At 69.7% G+C, this 23,015-nt stretch carries 17 protein-coding genes; 8 read left to right on the forward strand and 9 right to left on the reverse strand.

Going from position 1 to position 23,015, the window contains the following annotated elements:
* Nucleotides 1-22 precede the first annotated feature (22 nt).
* On the reverse strand, nucleotides 23-1,021 hold the full coding sequence (corA, locus tag ACFY0T_RS13410; protein ID WP_388868551.1) for a magnesium/cobalt transporter CorA: 999 nt from the start codon (nucleotides 1,019-1,021) through the stop codon (nucleotides 23-25).
* Nucleotides 1,022-1,083: 62 nt separating this feature from the next.
* Here corA and ACFY0T_RS13415 point away from each other — a divergent pair, with 62 nt between their 5' ends.
* The 4 genes from ACFY0T_RS13415 (at nucleotide 1,084) to mshC (ending at nucleotide 4,956) form a co-directional block, all read left to right on the forward strand.
* On the forward strand, nucleotides 1,084-1,770 hold the full coding sequence (locus ACFY0T_RS13415; protein ID WP_388868554.1) for a histidine phosphatase family protein: 687 nt from the start codon (nucleotides 1,084-1,086) through the stop codon (nucleotides 1,768-1,770).
* A 120-nt stretch (nucleotides 1,771-1,890) separates the two neighbouring features.
* The gene (locus tag ACFY0T_RS13420) at nucleotides 1,891-2,481 is read left to right on the forward strand and encodes a DUF3090 domain-containing protein (protein ID WP_388868557.1); all 591 of its coding nucleotides are present in this window, start codon (nucleotides 1,891-1,893) and stop codon (nucleotides 2,479-2,481) included.
* Entirely contained in the window at nucleotides 2,445-3,263 is an 819-nt protein-coding gene (locus ACFY0T_RS13425; protein WP_388868559.1) for an SCO1664 family protein, read from the forward strand. The genes ACFY0T_RS13420 and ACFY0T_RS13425 overlap by 37 nt, the downstream gene beginning before the upstream one ends.
* Nucleotides 3,264-3,726: 463 nt before the next feature.
* Nucleotides 3,727-4,956, forward strand: coding sequence for a cysteine--1-D-myo-inosityl 2-amino-2-deoxy-alpha-D-glucopyranoside ligase (mshC, locus tag ACFY0T_RS13430; RefSeq protein ID WP_388868562.1), 1,230 nt, complete (start codon nucleotides 3,727-3,729; stop codon nucleotides 4,954-4,956).
* Nucleotides 4,957-5,032: 76 nt separating this feature from the next.
* Here the strand turns inward: mshC and ACFY0T_RS13435 are convergent, their stop codons facing one another.
* A complete protein-coding gene (locus ACFY0T_RS13435; RefSeq protein WP_388868564.1) occupies nucleotides 5,033-5,611 on the reverse strand; it encodes a hypothetical protein in 579 nt (192 codons plus the stop codon).
* Between the two features lie 60 nt (nucleotides 5,612-5,671).
* A complete protein-coding gene (locus ACFY0T_RS13440) occupies nucleotides 5,672-7,411 on the reverse strand; it encodes a S8 family peptidase (RefSeq protein WP_388868567.1) in 1,740 nt (579 codons plus the stop codon).
* Nucleotides 7,412-7,788: 377 nt separating this feature from the next.
* On the opposite strand from ACFY0T_RS13440, the gene ACFY0T_RS13445 reads away from it, so the two are divergent.
* Complete coding sequence (locus tag ACFY0T_RS13445; RefSeq protein WP_388868570.1) at nucleotides 7,789-8,724, forward strand: SMP-30/gluconolactonase/LRE family protein; 936 nt, start codon at nucleotides 7,789-7,791, stop codon at nucleotides 8,722-8,724.
* A gap of 42 nt (nucleotides 8,725-8,766) precedes the next feature.
* Here the strand turns inward: ACFY0T_RS13445 and ACFY0T_RS13450 are convergent, their stop codons facing one another.
* The 6 genes from ACFY0T_RS13450 to ACFY0T_RS13475 all read right to left on the reverse strand — a co-directional run bounded on the left by ACFY0T_RS13450 (nucleotide 8,767) and on the right by ACFY0T_RS13475 (nucleotide 16,301).
* Nucleotides 8,767-9,945 (reverse strand): PAC2 family protein, encoded by a 1,179-nt coding sequence (locus tag ACFY0T_RS13450; protein ID WP_388868573.1) that lies wholly within the window; start codon nucleotides 9,943-9,945, stop codon nucleotides 8,767-8,769.
* Between the two features lie 357 nt (nucleotides 9,946-10,302).
* The gene (locus tag ACFY0T_RS13455; protein WP_388868576.1) at nucleotides 10,303-10,974 is read right to left on the reverse strand and encodes a FadR/GntR family transcriptional regulator; all 672 of its coding nucleotides are present in this window, start codon (nucleotides 10,972-10,974) and stop codon (nucleotides 10,303-10,305) included.
* A 165-nt stretch (nucleotides 10,975-11,139) separates the two neighbouring features.
* Nucleotides 11,140-12,756 carry an FAD-dependent oxidoreductase gene (locus ACFY0T_RS13460; protein WP_388868579.1) on the reverse strand — a complete coding sequence of 539 codons (1,617 nt, stop codon included), beginning with the start codon at nucleotides 12,754-12,756 and terminating at the stop codon, nucleotides 11,140-11,142.
* Between the two features lie 8 nt (nucleotides 12,757-12,764).
* Complete coding sequence (gene glpK / locus ACFY0T_RS13465; protein WP_388868582.1) at nucleotides 12,765-14,303, reverse strand: glycerol kinase GlpK; 1,539 nt, start codon at nucleotides 14,301-14,303, stop codon at nucleotides 12,765-12,767.
* Nucleotides 14,304-14,415: 112 nt separating this feature from the next.
* On the reverse strand, nucleotides 14,416-15,210 hold the full coding sequence (locus tag ACFY0T_RS13470; RefSeq protein ID WP_388868585.1) for an MIP/aquaporin family protein: 795 nt from the start codon (nucleotides 15,208-15,210) through the stop codon (nucleotides 14,416-14,418).
* Between the two features lie 326 nt (nucleotides 15,211-15,536).
* On the reverse strand, nucleotides 15,537-16,301 hold the full coding sequence (locus ACFY0T_RS13475) for an IclR family transcriptional regulator (RefSeq protein ID WP_388868588.1): 765 nt from the start codon (nucleotides 16,299-16,301) through the stop codon (nucleotides 15,537-15,539).
* Nucleotides 16,302-16,569: 268 nt separating this feature from the next.
* Between ACFY0T_RS13475 and metH the strand changes: the two genes are divergently transcribed.
* The 3 genes from metH to ACFY0T_RS13490 all read left to right on the forward strand — a co-directional run bounded on the left by metH (nucleotide 16,570) and on the right by ACFY0T_RS13490 (nucleotide 22,987).
* On the forward strand, nucleotides 16,570-20,097 hold the full coding sequence (metH, locus tag ACFY0T_RS13480) for a methionine synthase (RefSeq protein ID WP_388868591.1): 3,528 nt from the start codon (nucleotides 16,570-16,572) through the stop codon (nucleotides 20,095-20,097).
* Nucleotides 20,098-20,260: 163 nt separating this feature from the next.
* Complete coding sequence (locus tag ACFY0T_RS13485) at nucleotides 20,261-20,962, forward strand: HAD family hydrolase (RefSeq protein WP_388868594.1); 702 nt, start codon at nucleotides 20,261-20,263, stop codon at nucleotides 20,960-20,962.
* A gap of 420 nt (nucleotides 20,963-21,382) precedes the next feature.
* Nucleotides 21,383-22,987, forward strand: a complete 1,605-nt coding sequence (locus tag ACFY0T_RS13490) for an ABC transporter substrate-binding protein (protein ID WP_388868597.1) — start codon at nucleotides 21,383-21,385, stop codon at nucleotides 22,985-22,987.
* The last annotated feature ends 28 nt before the right edge of the window (nucleotides 22,988-23,015 follow it).

Genomic DNA, 23,015 nt, shown 5'->3' on the forward strand with positions numbered 1-23,015 from the left:
AGCACGCTCACGGCCCACACCGCTACAGCCACCCCCGCCGCTTGAAGAGCCGGAACAGCAGCACCTCCAGCGCGACCATCCCCAGGACCACCGCCGGATACGCCCACAGCCAGTGCAGCTCCGGCATGTGGTCGAAGTTCATCCCGTAGATCCCCGCGATCATCGTGGGGATCGCCGCCATCGCCGCCCAAGCGGAGATCTTCCGCATGTCGTCGTTCTGGCGCACACTCATCTGCGCGAGTTGCGCCGAGAGGATGTCCGAGACCAGCCGGTCCAGGCCGTCGACCAACTCGTTCACACGCGTCAGATGGTCGTTCACGTCCCGGAAGAAGGGCTGTGCCTTCTCGTGGACGAAGGGCACCCCCGCGGGGAAGAGGCCCGCGCCCGCGAGCCGGCTCAGCGGCTGCGCCAGCGGACCGGTCGCCCTGCGGAACTCCTGGATCTGCCGCTTGAAGGCGTAGATGCGGGACGCCGTGTGCCGTGAGCCCCCGCCGGTCGGCGAGAAGACCTCCGTCTCCAGTTCCTCCAGGTCGGTCCCCAGCTCATTGGCGACATCCACATAGTGGTCGACCACGGCGTCGGCGATCGAGTACAGCACCGCCGTGGGACCGTGCCGGAGCATCTCGGGGTCCGCCTCCAGACGGTGCCGCACGGTCGCGAGCGGCGATTCCTCACCGTGCCGCACGGTCACCACGAACGAGTCGCCGACGAAGACCATGACCTCGCCGGAGGAGACGGCATCGCTCTTCGGCTCGTACGCCACCGGCTTGAGGACCATGAACAGCGAGTCCTCGTACACCTCCAGCTTGGGGCGCTGATGTGCCTTGAGCGCGTCCTCGACGGCCAGCGGATGCAGCGCGAACTCCTCCGTGACCAGATCGAACTCCTTCTCCGAGGGCTCGTACAGACCAATCCACACGAAGGCGTCGCCCTCGGCGCGACACTGCGCCAGCGCATCCGAGAGATCTTCGGGCCCCTCCGTCCGCTGCCCGAATCGGTAGATGGCGCAGTCGACGATCACGGAGAGTATTTTCCCGCCGTCCGCTCGGGGACGCACCCCAGCGGGAGCCTAGGCTGGGCCGCATGCCCACCCTGATCCTCGTCCGGCACGGACGTTCCACCGCCAATACCGCGGGACTGCTCGCCGGCTGGACGCCCGGCGTCGCCCTCGACGAGCGCGGCGCCGAGCAGGCCGCGGCCCTGCCCGGGCGGCTCGCCGGGCTGCCGATCTCCGAGGTCGTCACCAGCCCCCTGCAGCGCTGTCAGGAGACCGTCCGTCCGCTGCTCGACGCCCGGCCCGAGCTGCGGGCGCACACCGACGAGCGCATCGGGGAGGCGCACTACGGCGACTGGTCCGGCCGCAAGCTCGCCGAACTGAAGGACGAGCCGCTGATGGAGGTCGTCCAGGCGCATCCGTCCGCGGCCGCGTTCCCCGGCGGCGAGTCGATGCGGGCCATGCAGACGCGGGCCGCCGAGGCGGTACGCGAGTGGAACGCGCGCGTGGAGCGCGATCACGGCGGAGACGCCGTGTATCTCATGTGCTCCCACGGCGACATCATCAAGTCCCTCGTCGCGGACGCACTCGGACTTCATCTCGACCTCTTCCAGCGGATCTCTGTTGAACCGTGTTCCATCACCGCGATCCGTTACACACGCTTGAGGCCGTTTCTCGTACGCCTCGGGGACACCGGTGATTTCGCGTCCCTGGTGCCGCGAGAGGAACCCCCGGGCGACGAGGCCCCGGTCGGGGGCGGTGCGGGCGCACCGTGATCGTCGGCCGCAGTAGGGTGAAGCGGTCGAAGCAGCACAGTAGTTGTCAGCAGGTTTTCAGCAGCCGATGCGGGCCGACGCAGTCAGCCGGTCCTCATGTCGAATCAATGGAGACAGGACGTGTCCCGTCAGGTGTTCCTCTACGACCCCCCGGACCGTTTCGTGGCCGGTACGGTCGGGTTGCCCGGGCGCCGTACCTTCTTCCTGCAGGCCTCCTCAGGACCCCGGGTGACCAGCGTGGCCCTGGAGAAGACCCAGGTCGCCGCGCTCGCCGAGCGCATGGACGAACTCCTCGACGAGGTCGTACGGCGCACCGGTGGCAGCGCGCCCGTCCCGGCCATGGCCCCGACCGAGGTGTCCGACACCGCGCCCCTCGAGACCCCCGTGGAGGAGGAGTTCCGGGTCGGCACCATGGCGCTGGCCTGGGACGGTGAGGAGCAGCGCATGATCGTCGAGGCGCAGGCCCTCGTGGAGCTCGACGCGGACTCCGAGGAGGACCTCGCCGAGGCCGAGGAGCGGCTGCTCCAGGACGAGGAGAACGGTCCGCCGATGCTCCGGGTCCGGCTCACCGGCGCGCAGGCCCGGGCCTTCGCCAAGCGCGCCCTCGACGTCGTCAACGCGGGCCGGCCGCCCTGCCCGCTGTGCAGCCTCCCGCTCGACCCGGAAGGACACGTATGTCCGCGCCAGAACGGATACCGCCGCGGAGCGTGACCACGGCCGAGTTGCTAGCCAAGGGCGAGCTGAAGGTGCGCGGACGGATCCGTGAGGCCTCGAACGCGGTGCTGTACTGCTCCGTGTCGTACGAGGGCCGTGACGCGTTCTGCGTCTACAAACCCATCGCCGGGGAGCGGCCGCTGTGGGACTTCCCGGACGGCACGCTGGCGCAGCGCGAGGTCGCCGCGTACGAGGTGTCCGAGGCGACCGGGTGGGGGCTCGTGCCGACCACCGTGCTGCGGGACGGGCCCTACGGCGAGGGCATGTGCCAGCTGTGGATCGAGGCCTCGCCGGAGTCCGAGCTGCTCGCCCTGGTGGACGGGGAGGAGCCCGACGAGGGCTGGAAGGCGATCGGGTTCGCGGAGGTCGGTGAGGGGAAGACGGCGCTGCTGGTGCACGCCGACGATGTGCGGTTGCGGCGGCTTGCCGTGCTCGACGCCGTGATCAACAACGCGGACCGCAAGGGCGGGCATCTGCTGCCCGACGGGGACGGGCGGCTGTACGGGATCGACCACGGGGTCACGTTCAACGCCGAGAACAAGCTGCGGACGTTGCTGTGGGGATGGGCGGGGGAGTCGCTGACTTCGGAGTCGGTGTCGGTGCTCGCGTCCCTGCGGGACGGCTTGGTGCCGGGCGCTGCGCTGGCCACTCGGCTGGGCGAACTCATCACCGCCGCCGAGATCGATGCCACGCGCGCGCGTGTCGAGGCGATGCTCGTCTCGGGGAAGCACCCGGAGCCGAGCGGGGAGTGGCCTGCGATTCCGTGGCCGCCGGTGTGAGGTGACCCCGCGTGGGGTTGCCGTCGGGGTGGTGCGCCCGGGCGTGGGGGTTGCCGCCGGAGTGGTGCGCCCGGGCGTGGGGGTTGCCGTCGGGGTGGTGAGCTCCGGCGTGGGGGTTGCCGTCGGGGTGGTGAGCTCCGGCGTGGGGGTTGCCGTCGGGGTGGTGCGCTTACCGGCGCTCGCAGGGTGCCGCTGCGCCCACCCGTGCCGCCTGGGGGTCCCCCCACGCCGTTAAGGAGTGGGGGAGGCACGACTGCCCGCAGCTACGAAGGGTGGGTCGCTGCCCTGGCGGCATGATTTCCCGCGGCTGCGAGGGTGGGTCGCCGCCCCAGCGGCACGACTGCCCGCAGTTCGCGCGCCAGCGACCCGCACGCACACCACTCGGCGTCGCGCAAGAGGGCCTTCCCGGCCAACGGGGCTGGCCGGTTCGTATACGGAAGTTCCGTCCGGTTAGGCTCATGACATGCATGCCTGGCCCGCTTCTGAGGTCCCCGCCCTGCCTGGTGAGGGCCGCGACCTCCGGATCCACGACACCGCGACCGGTGGGCTTGTCCCCCTTGCCCCCGGTCCCGTCGCCCGTATCTACGTCTGCGGCATCACGCCGTACGACGCGACCCACATCGGTCACGCGGCGACCTACAACGCGTTCGACCTCGTTCAGCGCGTGTGGCTCGACACCAAGCGGCAGGTTCACTACGTCCAGAACGTGACCGACGTCGACGACCCGCTCCTGGAGCGGGCGGAGCGCGACGGCGTCGACTGGGTGGGACTCGCCGAGAAGGAGACCGCCCTCTTCCGTGAGGACATGACCGCCCTGCGGATGCTGCCGCCGCAGCACTACATAGGCGCCGTCGAGGCGATACCCGGCATCGTGCCGCTCGTCGAGCGGCTGCGGGACGCGGGAGCGGCGTACGAGCTCGAAGGGGATGTGTACTTCTCCGTCGAGTCCGACCCCCACTTCGGCAAGGTGTCCCACCTGGACGCCGCCGCGATGCGGCTGCTCTCCGCCGAGCGGGGCGGCGACCCGGACCGTCCGGGCAAGAAGAACCCGCTCGACCCGATGCTCTGGATGGCCGCGCGGGAGGGCGAGCCCAGCTGGGAGGGGGGCTCGCTCGGGCGCGGGCGGCCCGGCTGGCACATCGAGTGCGTCGCCATCGCCCTCGACCACCTCGGGATGGGCTTCGACGTCCAGGGCGGCGGCTCCGACCTCGCCTTCCCGCACCACGAGATGGGCGCGTCCCACGCCCAGGTGCTGACCGGCGAGTTCCCGATGGCCAAGGCGTATGTCCACGCCGGCATGGTCGCGCTCAACGGCGAGAAGATGTCGAAGTCCAAGGGCAACCTGGTCTTCGTGTCCACGCTCCGGCGCGAGGGGGTCGACCCGGCCGCCATCCGGCTCGCGCTGCTCGCGCACCACTACCGGGCCGACTGGGAGTGGACGGACTCCGTCCTCGACGAGGCGGTCGCGCGCCTGGAGAACTGGCGGTCGGCGGTGTCACGGCCGGACGGGCCGTCCGCCGACGCGCTCGTCGAGGAGGTCCGCGACGCCCTGGCGAACGACCTCGACGCACCGGCGGCGCTCGCCGCGGTCGACCGCTGGGCCGCGCTGCAGCACTCGAGCGGTGGCACGGACGAAGGCGCCCCCGGCGTCGTGTCGCGCGCCGTGGACGCCCTCCTCGGAGTGGCGCTGTAACAACCAGCCCTGTACGCAGCCGGGCGCCGGGCGGGATCACCCGCCCGGCGCCCTCTGTGCGGGGAGCCGTCCGCCGTTACTTGTTCACGATGACGGCCTGGATGGCGCCGCTGGTGGAGTCGTAGATCCCGATGACCTGCTGCCCGTAGGCGAAGGCCTCCTGGACCTCGTCATGCGTCACCTGGTTGGGGTTGACCAGGCCGTGCCACACGTTGTTGATGAGCAGGTAGAGAATCGACGGCTGGCCCGGGAGCGGCGTGACGACGTCCCAGAAGCGCGTGGCCACACCACTCACGAGTGCCTGGCTCTCGACGGCGCTCGGGAGGACCAGCGGCTGACCCATCTGCTGTTGCTGCTGCCCACCGAGCTGCTGGAGCAGCTGCTGGAAGGGCTGCTGCTGACCGAGCTGCTGGAGCTGCTGCTGCAGGTGCTGCGGGATCTGCTGCTGACCGATGTTCTGCTGCCCGTACGGCTGCTGCATCTGCGGCCCGGCCTGCTGGCCGAAGGGCGGCTGCTGCATCTGCTGGCCGAACGGCTGCTGCTGCCCGATGCCCTGCTGCTGACCGAACTGCTGCGGGGGCGCCGTGCTCGGGCCCTGCTGGCCCTGCTGCTGGCCCAGTTGGCCCAGTTGGCTCATCTGCGGGATCGTGCTCATGCGGGTGCCACCTTCCATCAATGGTTGGTTGCGTTCCGTCGGTCCGTGACGACCAGGTCCTCAGCCCGTGACCACCAGGCCGACGATCTCGTCGTCCGAGAACCAGACACGTACGTCGGGCCGTCCCCCAGCGAAGGCGGAGTGCACCGCCTGGCGGATCTCGGGGGACGGGTTGTTGAGGTTGCGCCAGCCGCCGGCCACGTACAGCCGGAGCCTGGGCGGGAGTTCGCGCGGGTACGGCAGCAGCTCGTCCCAGTACCGCTCGGCCTGGCCCGAGCCCACCGCCTCCGGCAGCAGATGGGTGACCGCCGCCTTGATGTCCGGCCGGTTGCCGATCCGCTGGGATGCGGGCCGGCCCGGCGCGTCCTGCTGCGGGGAGCCCGTCGCCCGCAGCACCGCGCGGGCACGCTCCGGGGACATCGGTTCCTGGCCCGCCGCCTTGAGCATGCCTTGCAGCGCGGCCAGGGCGCCGACCACCACCGGGGAGGCGGAGGAGGTCCCGGAGAACGTGTCCGTGTACCAGCCGATCTCCTCGGCACCGCCCTGCAGATCGCCGGGCCGGTCCCAGAAGCCGCCGGTGGTCGTGACCTCGCGTCCCCAGCCCTGCGCGTCCACGCGTGCCCCGTAGTTGGAGAACGCGAGGCGTGAACGGTCCGGGCCGTGGTCGCGGCCGTGCGTGCCGGGCGGCGGTGCGCCCGCGCCGACCAGGACCGCCCCGGAGGACTGGTTGGAGGGGTTGAAGGGGTTGCGCCACCACTCGGGGAACTCGGCGGGGCGGCGCTCGTACACCGCGTCGTCGAGCGACTCGGCGCCGTTGCCCGCGGCCGCCACGACGAGGATGCCCTTGGCGGTCGCGTACCGGATGGCCGCGAAGTTGTCCGGCCACCACTCGATCGCTATATAGCCCTGCTGGTCGTCGCGCTGTTCGAAGTCGAACCGCGGCCCTGGAGCGTGCAGTTCGATCAGGATGATGTCGCCGGGGCCGAGCCGTTCGGCCGCCGCGTGGATCGCGGCCGCCGAGCCGATGCCCTGGAAGGACGCGGCCGCGGTCACGGTGTCCGGCACGATGCCGGTGATCCCGTACTCGTTGCGGTCGCCGCCGATCACCCCGATGACTGCGGTGCCGTGGTTGCGCCAGGCGAGGTCCGTCAGCGGGGTGCCCACAACGACGCCGGCGAGTTTCGCGGCCAGGTCCTCGTGCCCGAGCTGCCAGGCCCCCTCGACGTCGATGACGGTCACGCCCTGGCCGGTGCCGCCCGGCCGCTGCCAGGACCAGTACGCGTCGATGCCCTCGGGGGCCGGACGCAGATAGCCCTGGCGGCTGGTGAAGTCGGGGGTGACGGGCGCCCCTTCCTTCAGCCGCCGGCTGTCGTCCGAACTCTGCCCGACCGAGCCCACCGAGGCGGGGACGGCGCCGGGCTTCACATACGCCGTGTCGATCTCCGGCAGCGCGGCGATCCGTGAGCGCAGTTCCTGGGCGCGGCTCTCGACACCGCGCACCCGGTAGAAGAGCGCGAGGTCGGGGCCGCTCTCGGTGCCCGGCGCCGCGGACTGCTGGAGTCGCTCCTCGCTGCCGAACAGCGGTTCCAGGGCGAGCTGTTCGTCGCTGAGGAACATGTTGAGGGCCGATACGTCGGCGCCCACCGCCGAGCGGACGCCCTCGGCCTGGGCGCGAAGCCGGGCCTCGGGGCGTGCGACGACGATCAGCTCCTGCTCGGCTCCTCGGTAGGTGAATCCCGCTCCGTCGGGCCCCGGCCCGGACGTTCCCGGGCCCTGCGCCGGCTGTACCTGGTCGGTCATCGCGTACCGCTCCCTTCGATCCCTGCGGGTGCCGGTCCATGCGTGTGCTCTGCCGTGCCCTGTCCTGTGCCGTGCCTGGTCTCTGCCGTGCTGTGTTCCTCTGCCGTGCTCTGTCGCGGGACGGCGCGGTGCCATGTCCCGTCCCCGGGCCGCGCCTTCGGGGCACAACCTGGCACGCCCACGGCGACTCGTCCACCCCGCCTTCGCCAACTTGGTTTGAAAACAAGTTGAATGGGGAACCCTGTGCAATCCGTCTTGAAACAGATGTCACGTAGCAATCCGGCCAAAGGCTGCGGAGGCGTATGTCATGTGATGGGGTGGCAGCGGCTGTTGACCCCTGGGCCGGCCCGAGCCGGCCCCCTGCGGAAGGACGCTCCATGCACCGTTCCTTCGCACGTCGAAGACTGCTCACCGCGACCGTCGCGCTGGGAGGAGCGGCACTGCTGGGCGGCACCGCCCACGCGGCCGAACAACGTCGGCCCACCCGATTCCCCTTGCCCAACGGCTTCCAGCCCGAGGGCATCACCATCGGCTCCGCCCCGTACGCGTACTTCGGATCGCTCGCGAACGGCGACATCTACCGCGCGAACCTGATCACCGGGAGCGGGGCCGTCGTCAGCAAGGGCCTCGGCGCCGAACACCCCACCGTGGGCCTCAAGATCGACCGCCACGGCAGGCTCTTCCTCGCCGGCGGCACGAGCGGCGAGCTGCGTACGGTCGACGCCCGCAGCGGCGAGATCGAGAAGGTGTACGCCGTCGGGGGCACCTTCGTGAACGACGTGATCCTCACACCGGACGCCGCCTGGTTCACCGACTCCTACCAGGCGAAGCTCTACCGGCTCGCGCTCGGCAGGCACGGCGAGCCCGGAGCCGTCACGACCGTGCCGCTCACCGGAGACTGGGAGCAGGGTCCCGACTTCACCGCCAACGGCATCGAGCGCACACCCGACGGCCGCGCACTGCTCGTGGTGAACACGGTCGCGGGCGGCGGCTCACTGATGCGGGTCGATCCGCGTACGGGAGCGGCCACCGCCGTGGACCTCGGTACGTCCCAACTCCCCAACGGCGACGGCCTGTTGCTCCTCGGCCGCACCCTTTACGCCGTCCAGCAGCAACAGAACCTGATCGACGTCTTCCGCCTGAACGCCTCCGCCACCAAGGGCACGGCGATCGCCCGGATCACCGACCCGCGCTTCAGGATCCCGACCACGGTCGCGGCGTGGGGCGACCGGCTCTACCTGCCGAACGCCCGCTTCGACGTCGAGCCGACGCCGGACACGGAGTACGACGTGGTGGCCGTGCCACAGGTCTGACGACTGAGGGGCGGTGCGCATCCGGCGCACCGCCCCGCTGGTTCAGTCCTCCGAGGAGTCCGAGGAATCCGTGGAGTCCGTGGAGTCCGACGACTCCGAAGACCCGGGAGAGTCCGAGTCCGGGGAACCCTCAGAGCCGTCGTCGGTCCCGGGCTCGGTCCCGCGCTTGGTCTCGGGCTTGGTCTCGGGCTTGGTTCCGGCCTCGGCATCCGTCTCGGTTCCGGCCTCGGCCTCGGCCTCGGGCTCCGTCCCGGCCTCGGCGTCCGTCTCGGGGCGCTGCGGCATCGGCGGCCGGGTGCGGCCGCTCGGGCTGTCGCGGAGGTACGAGGGGGAGTCGCCGCTCTCCGTCGCGTGGCCCCCGGCTCCCGCCGCCGGACCGCTGCCGTCCCGGCGTCGCAGATAGCGCTCGAACTCGCGGGCGATCGCCTCGCCCGACGCCTCCGGCAGCTCGGCGGTGTCCCGGGCCTCCTCCAGCGTCTGTACGTACTCGGCGACCTCGCTGTCCTCGGCGGCAAGCTGGTCCACGCCGAGCTGCCAGGCCCGCGCGTCCTCGGGCAGCTCGCCCAGCGGAATGCGCAGGTCGATGAGGTCCTCCAGGCGGTTGAGGAGGGCCAGCGTCGCCTTCGGGTTGGGCGGCTGCGACACGTAGTGCGGTACGGCCGCCCACAGCGACACGGCCGGTACGCCCGCGTGCGTGCACGCCTCCTGGAGGATGCCCACGATGCCCGTCGGGCCCTCGTACTTGGTCTCCTCCAGGTCCATCGTGCGGGCCAGGTCGGGATCGGAGGTGACCCCGCTGACCGGCACCGGACGCGTGTGCGGGGTGTCGCCGAGCAGCGCGCCCAGGATCACCACCAGCTCGACGCCCAGCTCATGTGCGAAGCCGAGGAGCTCGTTGCAGAACGAGCGCCACCGCATCGACGGCTCGATGCCGCGGACCAGCACCAGGTCGCGCGGCTTCTCGCCGCCGACCCGGACCACCGACAGACGCGTGGTGGGCCAGGTGATCTTGCGTACGCCGCCGTCCAGCCACACGGTGGGGCGGTTCACCTGGAAGTCGTAGTAGTCCTCGGCGTCGAGCGCCGCGAACACCTCGCCCTTCCACTCCCTGTCCAGATGCGCGACCGCGGTGGAGGCGGCGTCGCCGGCGTCGTTCCAGCCTTCGAACGCGGCCACCATGACTGGGTCGATCAGCTCGGGAACCCCCTCCAGCTCGATCACCCAGCGCCTCCTTCCGACGTGCCCTCGCGTACGCCCCAACCTTACGGCGTGCCGAGGGTGCCTCCGCAGCCCCCTCGCACGGGGGAGTGAACGGATCACTGCCCCGCCGAAGGCCCGGGAACACCCTTGATCGCCACCCCGAGCCACCCCCCCAGTCATCCGAGCTGTTCTTGGTCAACTTCCCCGAGGGCCCTGGACGTTGCCGGAGTCCGCGCTATACGTCGGATGACCGCGAGAGGTCCGCCGATCTCGCCGCCGTCCATCTCGCGGTCACGCACGGCTCGCAGCTGCGCTGACCCGGCGGTCGTCGCGGCGGGCCGCTACCGGGCGCCGAGCGCCCCCGGCTGCCCCCGGGGGCTACAGCGTCGAGCGCAGCCACTGTTCCACGCTCGCGATGTGCACCGTCGCCCAGGAACGGGCCGCCTCCGCGTCCCGGTCGCGCAGGGCGGACAGGATCGCGCGGTGCTCGCGCAGGGTGCGGCTGACCGCGTCCTCCTGGGTCAGACCGCGCCAGATGCGGGCCCGGGTCGTCGGACCGGACAGGCCGTCGAGGAGGGAGCAGAGCACCGAGTTGCCGGAGCTCTGCACGATGCCCCGGTGGAACTCCAGGTCGCAGGCGACGAGTTCCTCCACCGAGGGTGCGGCGCCGAGCGCGTCCAACTGGGCGGTGAGCGCGTCCAGTTGCTGCTCGCTGATGCGGACGGCCGCCATCGCCGTGGCGGCGGGCTCCAGGATCCGGCGCACCGCGAGGAACTCGAGCACGGTGTCGTCGCGGTGGAAGTCGACGACGAAACTCAGCGCCTCCAGCAGGAGTTGGGGATCCAGGCTGGTGACGTACGTGCCGTCGCCCTGGCGTACGTCCAGGATGCGGATGAGCGAGAGGGCGCGTACGGCCTCCCGGAGGGAGTTGCGGGACAGCCCCAGTTCGGCGGCGAGTTCGCTCTCCTTGGGGAGCCGGTCGCCGGGACGCAGCGCGCCGGAGACGATCATTCCCTTGATCTTCTCGATCGCCTCATCGGTGACTGCCATGGCGGGCCTCCCTGTCGTTCAGACATCCGATGTCTCACGTCATTATGGGGGTTCACCAGGCTGAACGGGGCGAGAAACCCGATGTCAGCTCCGCCAGGCGGCAGGGCGGCGGACACGAGAGGGGCGGCTTCCCTCCGTGGAAGCCGCCCCTCTGAACGCCGCGTTCTACTTCTTGTCGAGCAGGTCCTGCACCTTGCCCCGCACCTCGTCCGTGGCGAGGCCGCGGATCGTCAGCGTCGTACGGCGGCGCAGCACGTCGTCCGCCGTCTGGGCCCACTCGTTGTCCCGGGCGTAGACGACCTGCGCCCAGATCTCCGGGGCGTCCGGGTGGACGCGCTCGCCCAGCTCCGGGTTCTCGTTCGCCAGGCGGGCGATGTCGAAGGCCAGCGAACCGTAGTGGGTGGCCAGGTGCTTGGCGGTGTCCGCCGCCATGCGCGGGCCGGGCGCCGGGCCGTCGACGAGCAGCCGGTGGGCGACCGCGCGCGGGTTGGCGACACCGGGGAGCGGAAGCTTCTTCGGCAGCTCGGAGATCGGCTCGAAGTCCTCGCCCAGCGGCTGGCCCGGCAGCGACTCCAGCTTCTTCATGACCGTACGGCCGATGTGCCGGAAGGTGGTCCACTTGCCGCCCGCGACGGACAGCATGCCGCCGCGGCCTTCCGTGACGACCGTCTCGCGCTTGGCCTTCGACGTGTCACCGGGGCCACCCGGGAGCACCCGCAGACCCGCGAAGGAGTACGTGATCAGGTCACGGGACAGCTGCTGGTCCCGGATCGAGAACGCGGCCTCGTCCAGGATCTGGGCTATGTCCTTCTCGTTGACCGCGACGTCCGCCGGGTCGCCCTCGTACTCCTCGTCGGTCGTGCCGAGCAGCAGCATGTCCTCCCAGGGGAGGGCGAAGGTGATGCGGTACTTGTCGATCGGGGTGGCGAGCGCGGCCTTCCACGGCGAGGTGCGCTTCAGCACCAGATGCGCGCCCTTCGACAGACGGATGGACGGCGCGGCATTCGGGTCCTCCATCGTGCGCAGGTGGTCGACCCACGGGCCGGTGGCGTTGAGCACGAGGCGCGCGTTGACACCGAACTCCTCGCCGTTCGTACGGTCCTTGAGGTCCGCGCCGGTGACCCGGCCCTTGGTGAAGCGCAGGCCGGTGACCTCGGCGTGGTTGAGGACGACGGCACCGGACTCGACGGCCGCGCGGACCGTCATCAGGGCCATCCGGGAGTCGTTCATCTGGTCGTCGCCGTACACGGCCACGGCCTTGAGGTTGTCGGTGCGCAGCTCGGGCACGTCCTGCGCGGCCTTCGACGGGCTCAGCAGGTGACCCACGCCGTCGCCGAACGCCGACAGAGCGGAGTAGGCGAAGACGCCCGCCCCGAGCTTCGCGGCGCCGTGCGGCCCGCCCTTGTACACGGGGAGGTAGAACGTGAGCGGGTTCGCCAGGTGGGGGGCCACCTGGCGGGAGACCGCACGGCGCTCGAAGTGGTTCTCCGCCACCAGCTTCACCGCGCCGGTCTGCAGGTAGCGCAGACCGCCGTGGAGAAGCTTGGAGGAGGCGGAGGAGGTGGCGCCGGCGAAGTCGCCGGCGTCGACCAGCGCCACCCGCAGACCGGACTGCGCGGCGTGCCAGGCGGTGGAGATGCCCAGGATGCCGCCGCCGATCACGAGAAGGTCGTACGTCGCCTTGGAAAGCTGCTCCCGGGTCTCGGCGCGGCTCGGGTTGGAGCCGGAGGCCGGGTGCGTACCGAGGGCAGGCACGGTCTGCAGGGTGGACTGACTGGTCATGCGGGTTCTTACTCCTCGTCCTCGATCCAGCCCATGGTCCGCTCGACGGCCTTGAGCCAGCTCTTGTACTCACGGTCGCGGGTCTCCGCGGCCATGTTCGGGGTCCACTCCGCGGCCCGGCGCCAGTTGGCGCGCAGGTCCTCGGTGTTGGACCAGAAGCCGACGGCGAGACCGGCGGCGTAGGCGGCGCCGAGGCAGGTGGTCTCGGCGACCATCGGGCGCACCACGGGGGCGTCCAGGACGTCGGCCAGGGTCTGCATCAGCAGGTTGTTGGAGGTCATGCCGCCGTCGACCTTGAGGGCCGTGAGCTCGACGCCGGAGTCCTTCGTCATGGCGTCGGTGATCTCACGGGTCTGCCAGGCGGTGGCCTCCAGGACGGCGCGCGCGATGTGCGCCTTGGTGACGTACCGGGTCAGACCGGCGATCACACCGCGGGCGTCGGAGCGCCAGTACGGGGCGAACAGACCGGAGAAGGCCGGTACGAAGTAGGCGCCGCCGTTGTCCTCGACCGACGACGCGAGGGTCTCGATCTCGGCGGCGGACTTGATCAGGCCCATCTGGTCGCGCATCCACTGGACGAGCGAGCCGGTGACGGCGATGGAGCCCTCCAGGGCGTACACCGGCGCCTCGTCGCCGATCTGGTAGCCCACGGTGGTCAGCAGTCCGCTGTAGGAGTTGATGACCTTGTCACCGGTGTTCATCAGCATGAAGGTGCCGGTGCCGTACGTGGACTTGGCCTCGCCCTCGGCGAAACAGGTCTGGCCGAACAGGGCCGCCTGCTGGTCGCCGAGCGCCGAGGCGACCGGGATGCCGCCGAGCAGGTCGCCGAGCTTGCCGCCGGTGATCTCACCGTAGACCTCGGCGGAGGAACGGATCTCGGGCAGCATCGCCAGCGGGACACCGATGGACTCGGCGATCTTCTCGTCCCACTGCATGGTGTGCAGGTTCATCAGCATGGTGCGGGAGGCGTTGGTCACGTCGGTGACGTGGTGACCGCCGTTGACACCACCGGTCAGGTTCCAGATGACCCAGGTGTCCATGGTGCCGAAGAGGATGTCGCCCGCCTCGGCGCGCTCACGCAGGCCCTCGACGTTGTCGAGCAGCCAGCGGGCCTTGGGACCTGCGAAGTACGACGCGAGCGGCAGACCGGTCTCGCGGCGGAAGCGGTCCTGGCCGACGTTGCGGCCGAGTTCCTTGCAGAGCGCGTCGGTGCGGGTGTCCTGCCAGACGATGGCGTTGTGGACGGGCTCACCGGTGTTCTTGTCCCACAGCACGGTGGTCTCGCGCTGGTTGGTGATGCCGATGGCCTTGATGTCGGCGCGGGTGATGCCGGCCTTCTCGATGGCTCCGGCGACGACCTCCTGGACGTTGGTCCAGATCTCGGCGGCGTTGTGCTCGACCCAGCCCGGCTTCGGGAAGATCTGCTCGTGCTCCTTCTGGTCGACGGAGACGATGCGTCCGTCGCGGTCGAAGACGATGCAGCGGGACGAGGTGGTGCCCTGGTCGATCGCGGCGATGAAGGGGCCGGCGGTGTGTGCGTCGGTCACGGTGTGCTCCTGGTAGTTCCGTATGAAAGGGGCTCTATGTACGGCGCTGTGCTATGAGGAGTGGTGCTGTGAGGCGTACGGCTTGGGGAGGCCTTGCTCTCAGCGGTTGCTCTCAGGCGAAGGCGACGTTATATATGCCTGCTGCGATCGCGGCGCCGACCAGCGGACCGACGACCGGAATCCAGGCGTAGCTCCAGTCGGAACCACCCTTGTTGGGCAGGGGGAGCAGGGCGTGCACGAGACGCGGTCCGAGGTCACGGGCCGGGTTGATCGCGTAGCCGGTGGGGCCACCGAGAGAGAGGCCGATGCCGACCACCACGAGGGCGGTGATCAGGGCGCCGATGGGGCCGAGGCCGTTGCCGTTGTCGTTCAGGCCCTGGGTGAGGACCGCGAGAACGAGCACGACGGTGCCGATGATCTCGGTGGCGAGGTTCTGCACCACGTTCCGGATCTCCGGGCCGGTGGAGAAGATGCCGAGCACGGGGCCCGCGCCGGTCTCCTGGGCCTCGACGACCGGGGTCTTGGTGGCCTGTGCGCCCGGACCGCCGACGATCTCGTGGTCGGTGAGGTGCGCGTGGAACTGGCCGTAGTAGGCGACCCAGACCAGCGTGGCACCGATCATGGCGCCGAGCAGCTGCCCGCCCACGTAGGTGGCGACGTTGCTGAAGTCGTTGTCCTTGATCGCGAGCGCGAGCGTCACGGCCGGGTTGAGGTGCGCGCCGGAAAGGGGCGCCGAGATGTAGACCGCGGTCAGTACCGCGAAGCCCCACCCGAAGGTGATGGCGAGCCATCCGGCGTTGCGCGCCTTGGAGGCCTTCAGTGTGACGGCGGCGCACACGCCACCGCCCAGCAGGATGAGTACGGCGGTACCGATGGTCTCGCCGATGAAGATGTCGGAGCTGGACACCCGCGACTCCTTTGTCCTTCGTCCAGGGGAAGCCGAACCCCGGGTCCCTCCGGTGGTTCGTGCTCTCGGGGAGTGAGAGCGATATCGGCCCTTGGCGTTGCACACTCTAGCGCGTATTGCCGGTAGGTGTTCGACAATGTCGACCGATGGACGGGAGTCTTGCTTCCGCGTTACGAGCTCGTCAAGGGCTCTGTCATCGAAAACCCGATCGTTATTGATCGCTGTGTGCTATCGGTGAGCCGTCGATCTTCAGACAGCACGACGAAGGCCGGGACGCCCTTGGCATCCCGGCCTTTTCTCGTACGAACCTCAGAACTTCTCGCGCCTCAGAAGCGCCCGGCGCCCAGATCCCGCGACACCGCGCGAGCACAGTCCCGTACCGCCGCGATCAGGTCCGGGCGCAGCTCCCCGTCCTTGCAGACCCGCTCCACGGCCCCGGTGATGCCCACGGCGCCGACCGGCATCCGCCGCCGGTTGTGGATGGGCGCGGCGACCGAGGCGACACCCGTCCAGGTTTCCTCGACGTCCTCCGCGTACCCGCGCGCGCGGGTCATGTCGAGCACGCCCTCGAACTGCTCCAGCTCGCTGATCGTGCGGGGCGTGAACGACTTCCGCTCGATCTCCAGGACCTCGCTGTGCGCCACCGGGTCGTACGCCGACAACACCTTGCCCAGCGCCGTGGAGTGCAGCGGCTGCATGGCCCCGACCTCCAGGACCTGGCGGCTGTCGTCCGGCCGGAACACGTGATGCACGATCAGCACGCCCTGCTGGTGCAGCACACCCAGATAGACGCTCTCGCCGCTGGAGCGGGCCAGGTCGTCGGTCCACACCAGGGCCCGCGCCCGCAGCTCGTGCACATCCAGGTAGGTGGTGCCCAGCCGCAGCAGCTCGGCGCCGAGCTGATAGCGCCCGGAGGCCGTGTCCTGCTCGACGAACCCCTCCTGCTGGAGGGTGCGCAGTATCCCGTGGGCCGTACCCTTGGCCAGGCCCAACGAGGAGGCGATGTCCGACAGGCCGAGCTGTCGCTCCCCGCCCGCGAGCAGCCGCAGCATCGCCGCCGCCCGTTCGAGCGACTGGATGTTCCGTGCCATCGCCGTGCTGCCTCCGTCCCCTTCGACCGTCGGTGTGCGACTTGACGCCACCGTTCGGCAATGTCGAACACTACCGGTCGTGACCGAGCTCCCGCCAATGGGTGGTCGCCACATGTTCCGACCTTCCTCACACCGCCGTCGCATACGCCACGCCCGTCCGCCCCGTGGACGCCCCCGACCCTTCGCGCTGCCCCGGGCTACCCTGACGGCGTGCGCCTTCCATGGGAAGCGCAAAGCCGACAGCCGTCGCACTCCAGGGAGCACCTTCATGGCCTCGTTGCCGAACCCGTCCCTTTCGTCCGAACTCTCCGAGAGCCGGGCGCGAACCGACGCACTCCGCCAGGCCCTCGCCACCCGCGTCGTGGTGGCCGACGGCGCGATGGGCACGATGCTCCAGGCGCAGGATCCGACGCTGGAGGACTTCGAGGACCTCGAAGGCTGCAACGAGATCCTCAACGTCACCCGGCCCGACATCGTCCGCTCCGTCCACGAGGCGTACTTCGCGGTGGGCGTCGACTGTGTCGAGACGAACACGTTCGGGGCGAACCACTCGGCGATGGCCGAGTACGACATCGCCGACCGCGTCTACGAGCTGTCCGAGGCGGGGGCCCGCCTCGCCCGTGAGGTCGCCGACGAGTTCGGTGCCCGCGACGGCCGCCAGCGCTGGGTGCTGGGCTCCATCGGCCCCGGCACCAAGCTGCCGACCCTCGGCCACGTTGGCTACGGAACCCTGCGCGACGGCTTTCAGGCGAACGCCGAGGGCCTGATCGCCGGCGGCGCCGACGCCCTGATCGTCGAGACCACCCAGGACCTGCTCCAGACGAAGTCCTCGGTCCTCGGCGCCCGGCGCGCCATGGAGGCGATCGGCGTCGAGATCCCCCTGCTGGTCTCGATGGCCTTCGAGACGACCGGCACGATGCTCCTCGGCTCCGAGATCGGCGCCGCGCTCACCGCCCTCGAGCCCCTCGGCATCGACATGATCGGGCTGAACTGCTCGACGGGCCCCGCGGAGATGAGCGAGCACCTGCGCTACCTCACCCGCCACTCCCGCATCCCCCTGTTGTGCATGCCGAACGCCGGCCTGCCGGTCCTCACCAAGGACGGCGCCCACTTCCCGCTCGGCCCCGAGGGACTGGCCGACGCCCAGGAGAACTTCGTACGCGACTACGGCCTGTCCCTGGTCGGCGGCTGCTGCGGCACCACCCCCGAGCACCTGCGCCAGCTGGTCGAGCGGGTCAACGGGGTCGCGCCCACCGAGCGCAATCCGCAGCCCGAGCCCGGTGCCGCCTCCCTGTACCAGACCGTCCCGTTCCGCCAGGACACCGCCTACATGGCGATCGGCGAGCGCACCAACGCCAACGGGTCGAAGAAGTTCCGCGAGGCCATGCTCGACGGCCGCTGGGACGACTGCGTGGAGATGGCCCGCGACCAGATCCGCGAGGGCGCGCACATGCTCGACCTGTGCGTCGACTACGTGGGCCGCGACGGCGTCGCCGACATGGAGGAGCTGGCCGGACGCTTCGCCACCGCCTCCACGCTGCCGATCGTCCTCGACTCCACCGAGGTCGACGTCATCCGGGCGGGCCTGGAGAAGCTCGGCGGCCGCGCGGTCATCAACTCCGTCAACTACGAGGACGGCGACGGCCCCGAGTCCCGCTTCGCCAAGGTCACCCGCCTGGCGCAGGAGCACGGCGCCGCGCTGATCGCGCTGACCATCGACGAGGAGGGCCAGGCCCGTACCGTCGAGACGAAGGTGGCCATCGCCGAGCGGCTGATCGAGGACCTGACGACGAACTGGGGCATCCACGAGTCGGACATCCTCATCGACACCCTGACCTTCACCATCTGCACCGGCCAGGAGGAGTCCCGGGGCGACGGCATCGCCACCATCGAGGCGATCCGCGAGCTCAAGCGCCGCCGCCCGGACGTGCAGACCACGCTCGGCCTGTCCAACATCTCCTTCGGCCTCAACCCGGCCGCCCGCATCCTGCTCAACTCGGTCTTCCTCGACGAGTGCGTCAAGGCGGGCCTGGACTCGGCGATCGTGCACGCCTCGAAGATCCTGCCGATCGCCCGCTTCGACGAGGAACAGGTCAAGACCGCGCTCGACCTGATCTACGACCGTCGCTCCGACGGCTATGACCCGCTGCAGAAGCTGATGGCCCTGTTCGAGGGCGCCACCACCAAGTCCCTGAAGGCGGGCAAGGCCGAGGAGTTGGCCGCGCTGCCCCTGGACGAGCGCCTCAAGCGACGCATCATCGACGGCGAGAAGAACGGCCTGGATGCCGACCTCGACGAGGCGCTCCAGACGCGCCCCGCGCTCGACATCGTCAACGCGACGCTGCTGGACGGCATGAAGGTCGTCGGCGAACTCTTCGGCTCCGGCCAGATGCAGCTGCCGTTCGTGCTCCAGTCCGCCGAGGTCATGAAGGCGGCCGTCGCCTACCTCGAACCGCACATGGAGAAGTCGGACGCGGAGGGCAAGGGCACCATCGTCCTCGCCACCGTCCGCGGCGACGTCCACGACATCGGCAAGAACCTCGTCGACATCATCCTGTCCAACAACGGCTACAACGTCGTCAACCTCGGTATCAAGCAGCCGGTCTCCGCGATCCTGGACGCCGCCGAGGAGCACAAGGCCGACGTCATCGGCATGTCCGGGCTCCTGGTCAAGTCCACGGTGATCATGAAGGAGAACCTGGAGGAGCTCAACCAGCGCGGCCTGTCCGCCGACTACCCGGTCATCCTCGGTGGAGCGGCGCTGACCCGGGCGTACGTCGAGCAGGACCTGCACGAGATCTACCAGGGCGAAGTCCGCTACGCCCGGGACGCCTTCGAGGGCCTGCGGCTGATGGACGCGCTCATCGGCGTCAAGCGCGGGGTGCCCGGAGCGGTGCTGCCCGAGCTGAAGCAGCGCCGCGTGCGCGCCTCGTCCGCCACGGTGGTCGAGGAGCGCCCCGAAGAGGGCCACGTCCGCTCCGACGTCGCCGTCGACAACCCCGTACCCAAGCCGCCGTTCTGGGGCACCCGCGTCATCAAGGGCATCCAGCTCAAGGAGTACGCCTCCTGGCTGGACGAGGGCGCCCTGTTCAAGGGCCAGTGGGGCCTCAAGCAGGCCCGCGCGGGCGACGGGCCGACGTACGAGGAGCTCGTCGAGACCGAGGGCCGTCCCCGGCTGCGCGGGCTGCTGGACAAGCTGCAGACGGAGAACCTGCTGGAAGCGGCCGTGGTCTACGGCTACTTCCCGTGCGTGTCCAAGGACGACGACCTGATCATCCTGGACGAGCAGGGCAACGAACGCACCCGCTTCACCTTCCCGCGCCAGCGCCGCGGCCGCCGGCTGTGCCTGGCCGACTTCTTCCGGCCGGAGGAGTCCGGCGAGCAGGACGTCGTCGGCCTCCAGGTCGTCACCGTCGGCTCGCGGATCGGCGAGGAGACCGCCAAGCTCTTCGAGTCCAACTCATACCGCGACTACCTCGAACTGCACGGCCTGTCCGTGCAGTTGGCCGAGGCGCTGGCCGAGTACTGGCACGCGCGCGTGCGTTCCGAGCTGGGCTTCGCCGGTGAGGACCCGGCCGCCATCGAGGACATGTTCGCCCTCAAGTACCGCGGCGCCCGCTTCTCGCTCGGCTACGGCGCCTGCCCCGACCTGGAGGACCGCGCCAAGATCGCCCAGCTCCTCGAACCGGAGCGCATCGGCGTCCACCTCTCCGAGGAGTTCCAGCTCCACCCGGAGCAGTCCACGGACGCGATCGTGATCCACCACCCCGAGGCGAAGTACTTCAACGCGCGCTGAGAGCAATGCTCCGGGAGACTGAGACGTACGTCATCGCACGCCCGCGTGTATGACAACGCACGCTGACCGGATAAGTCGTACACTGGTCGGTCCACCGCAGGCCGGTTGCCCCTTTGTGAAAAAGGGCAGCCGGCCTGATCGTCCCTCAAGGAGGTGCGCCCGGATGACCACTACGGTCCCCGCGCTCGGAACCCGTACGGCCGAAGGCTCTGCTCTGGAAGCCGTGCTCCTCGACATGGACGGCACTCTGGTGGACACCGAGGGCTTCTGGTGGGACGTGGAGGTCGAGGTCTTCGCGGCCCTCGGTCACACGCTCGACGAGACCTGGCGTCATGTGGTGGTCGGCGGCCCCATGACCCGCAGTGCCGGATTCCTCATCGAGGCCACCGGGGCCGACATCACCCTCGCCGAGCTGACCGTGCTGCTCAACGACGGGTTCGAGGCCCGTATCGGCCGTTCGTTGCCGCTGATGCCGGGCGCGGCCAGACTCCTCGCCGAGCTGGCGGCGCACGAGATCCCCACCGCCCTGGTCTCCGCCTCGCACCGGCGGATCATCGACCGCATCCTGAGCTCGCTCGGACCCCAGTACTTCGCGCTGACCGTCGCGGGCGACGAGGTGACGCGGACCAAGCCGTTCCCCGACCCGTATCTGCTCGCGGCCTCCGGGCTCGGCGCGGATCCGGCGCGATGCGCCGTCATCGAGGACACCGCCACGGGCGTCGCCGCCGCCGAGGCCGCGGGCTGCCAGGTGGTCGCCGTCCCCTCGGTCGCGCCCATCGCCCCGGCCGCCCGGCGCACCGTGGTGACGTCTCTCGAAGAGGTCGACCTGACTTTTCTCCGCGGCTTGATGACGGAAATGCGCTAGGCGTTCACCCAGCGTGCATCACGAATGCGCGAAAAGCGGGAGAGGCCTGCCCCGGGGAATTCGATCGTCGCCGGATGGCTGAATTCCGGTACTCGCCAACCCAGTTGAAGGTGTGACGTTCATCACTCAATGAGGGGTCGACATCGGGGCCGACGTGTGCAGTTACCCCCCTTTCGGGGGTGGTTGACGTGCCCTTGTGTCCCGATTGGTGGAACGCTGTACGAATCCTTCCGCTGTCGGGTTATCGGTGCGTCCGCGCCCGGTTTCGTAGCGTGATGGAAACTCAACTCCGGTCCCTGCGAACCGTCCTGGTGGTGCGGACTAATCTCGTCGCGAGAACATCGCCACTACCCCCGTGATCCGCAGCGACACCCCTGCTTGCCGGGTACACGGACTCGACAGCTCTGGAGAAACTCGAGCATGAACCGCAAGACTTTGGTGCTGCCGGCCGTGGTCGGCCTGCTCGCCCCCGTGCTCGCCGCGTGTGGTGGGTCGGACAGCGGGAGCAATAGCGGCGATGCCATCGTTGTCGGCACCACGGACCGGTTCACGGCGTCGAGGGATGCCCCGGCTCCCCTCGACCCGGCGTACGCGTACGACGTCGGCACCTGGAACGTTCTCCGCCAGACCGTGCAGACACTGATGGTCCAGCCGCGCGGCGACGGCGAGCCGCAGCCCGAGGCTGCCGAGAAGTGCGGCTTCAGCGACACCGGCAACGAGCGCTACGCCTGCACGCTGCGCAAGGACCTGAAGTTCTCCAACGGCGACCCCGTCACGGCCAAGGACGTCAAGTTCTCCATCGACCGCGCGCTGTCGCTCAAGGCCGACAGTGGTGTGTTCGCGCTGCTGTCCACCATCGACACCGTTGAGACGCAGGGCGACCGCGAGGTGATCTTCCACCTCAAGACCGCGGACGCCACCTTCCCGTTCAAGCTGTCGACCCCGGTCGCCGGCATCGTCAACCCTGACGACTACGAGAAGGGCAAGCTGCGCGACGGCTTCTCGGTGGACGGTTCCGGCCCGTACACCCTCGAGACCGAGGTCAAGGACAACGCGGTCGTCAAGGCAGTCTTCACCAAGAACCCCAACTACCAGGGGCAGTTGAAGGTGAAGAACAGCAAGGTCGAGTTGCGCTCCTTCGAAAGTGCCGACGCCATGGGCACCGCGCTCGAAAAGGGCGACATCGACCTGATGACCCGCTCGATGACGCCGGCTCAGATCACCAAGCTCGGCAACGCCTCGGACGGCAACATCGACCTGCACGAGATGCCCGGCCTGGAGATCCGCTACCTGGCCTTCAACACCGACGCCCCGACGGTGAAGACCCGGGCCGTCCGCCAGGCCATGGCCCAGATCGTCAATCGCGGCGAACTCGTCGCCAAGGTGTACGGCTCCCAGGCCGAGCCGCTCTACTCGATGGTCCCGGCCACCATCACCGGCCACTCCAACTCGTTCTTCAACAAGTACGGGGAACCGAGCGTCAGCAAGGCCAAGTCGCTGCTGGCCAGGGCCAATATCACCACCCCGGTCAAGGTCACCCTGCACTACACGACCGACCACTACGGCGCGGCCACCAAGCAGGAGTTCGAGGTGCTGAAGAAGCAGCTCAACGCCAGCGGTCTGTTCGACGTCAGCATCACGGGCACGACCTGGGACAAGTTCGTCCCGGCCGAGCGGGCCGGCGACTACGACGTCTGGGGCATGGGCTGGTTCCCGGACTTCCCGGACGCCGACAACTACCTGGCGCCCTTCCTCGACAAGGACAACTTCCTCAAGTCGCCGTACACGAACAACGAGATCATCAACACCCTGATCCCGGATTCGCGGCGTGAGGCCGACCGCCTCACCGCGTCGAAGAGCCTCACCGACATCCAGGACATCGTGGCCGACGACGTCCCGCTGCTGCCGCTGTGGCAGGGCAAGCAGTACATCGCAGCGCGGGACGACATCACCGGCTCGGAGTGGGCGCTCAACCCCTCCTCTACCCTGCAGTTGTGGGAGCTCGGCCGCGGTGTGAGCGGCTGATCGACCTTCCCGACCCGGGGCCGGGACG

This window comes from Streptomyces sp. NPDC001530 (assembly GCF_042894545.1).
In the GTDB taxonomy this organism is placed as follows: domain Bacteria; phylum Actinomycetota; class Actinomycetes; order Streptomycetales; family Streptomycetaceae; genus Streptomyces.

Excerpts from the sequence above, each read along its gene's own strand:
- ACFY0T_RS13460 (WP_388868579.1), bottom strand. The coding sequence starts at position 12,756 with ATGACCAGTCAGTCCACCCTGCAGACCGTGCCTGCCCTCGGTACGCAC.
- ACFY0T_RS13485 (WP_388868594.1), top strand. The coding sequence starts at position 20,261 with ATGACCACTACGGTCCCCGCGCTCGGAACCCGTACGGCCGAAGGCTCT.
- ACFY0T_RS13455 (WP_388868576.1), bottom strand. The coding sequence starts at position 10,974 with ATGGCAGTCACCGATGAGGCGATCGAGAAGATCAAGGGAATGATCGTC.
- ACFY0T_RS13445 (WP_388868570.1), top strand. The coding sequence starts at position 7,789 with ATGCACCGTTCCTTCGCACGTCGAAGACTGCTCACCGCGACCGTCGCG.
- ACFY0T_RS13475 (WP_388868588.1), bottom strand. The coding sequence starts at position 16,301 with ATGGCACGGAACATCCAGTCGCTCGAACGGGCGGCGGCGATGCTGCGG.
- ACFY0T_RS13415 (WP_388868554.1), top strand. The coding sequence starts at position 1,084 with ATGCCCACCCTGATCCTCGTCCGGCACGGACGTTCCACCGCCAATACC.
- ACFY0T_RS13490 (WP_388868597.1), top strand. The coding sequence starts at position 21,383 with ATGAACCGCAAGACTTTGGTGCTGCCGGCCGTGGTCGGCCTGCTCGCC.
- ACFY0T_RS13440 (WP_388868567.1), bottom strand. The coding sequence starts at position 7,411 with ATGACCGACCAGGTACAGCCGGCGCAGGGCCCGGGAACGTCCGGGCCG.
- metH (WP_388868591.1), top strand. The coding sequence starts at position 16,570 with ATGGCCTCGTTGCCGAACCCGTCCCTTTCGTCCGAACTCTCCGAGAGC.
- ACFY0T_RS13425 (WP_388868559.1), top strand. The coding sequence starts at position 2,445 with ATGTCCGCGCCAGAACGGATACCGCCGCGGAGCGTGACCACGGCCGAG.
- mshC (WP_388868562.1), top strand. The coding sequence starts at position 3,727 with ATGCATGCCTGGCCCGCTTCTGAGGTCCCCGCCCTGCCTGGTGAGGGC.
- ACFY0T_RS13435 (WP_388868564.1), bottom strand. The coding sequence starts at position 5,611 with ATGAGCACGATCCCGCAGATGAGCCAACTGGGCCAACTGGGCCAGCAG.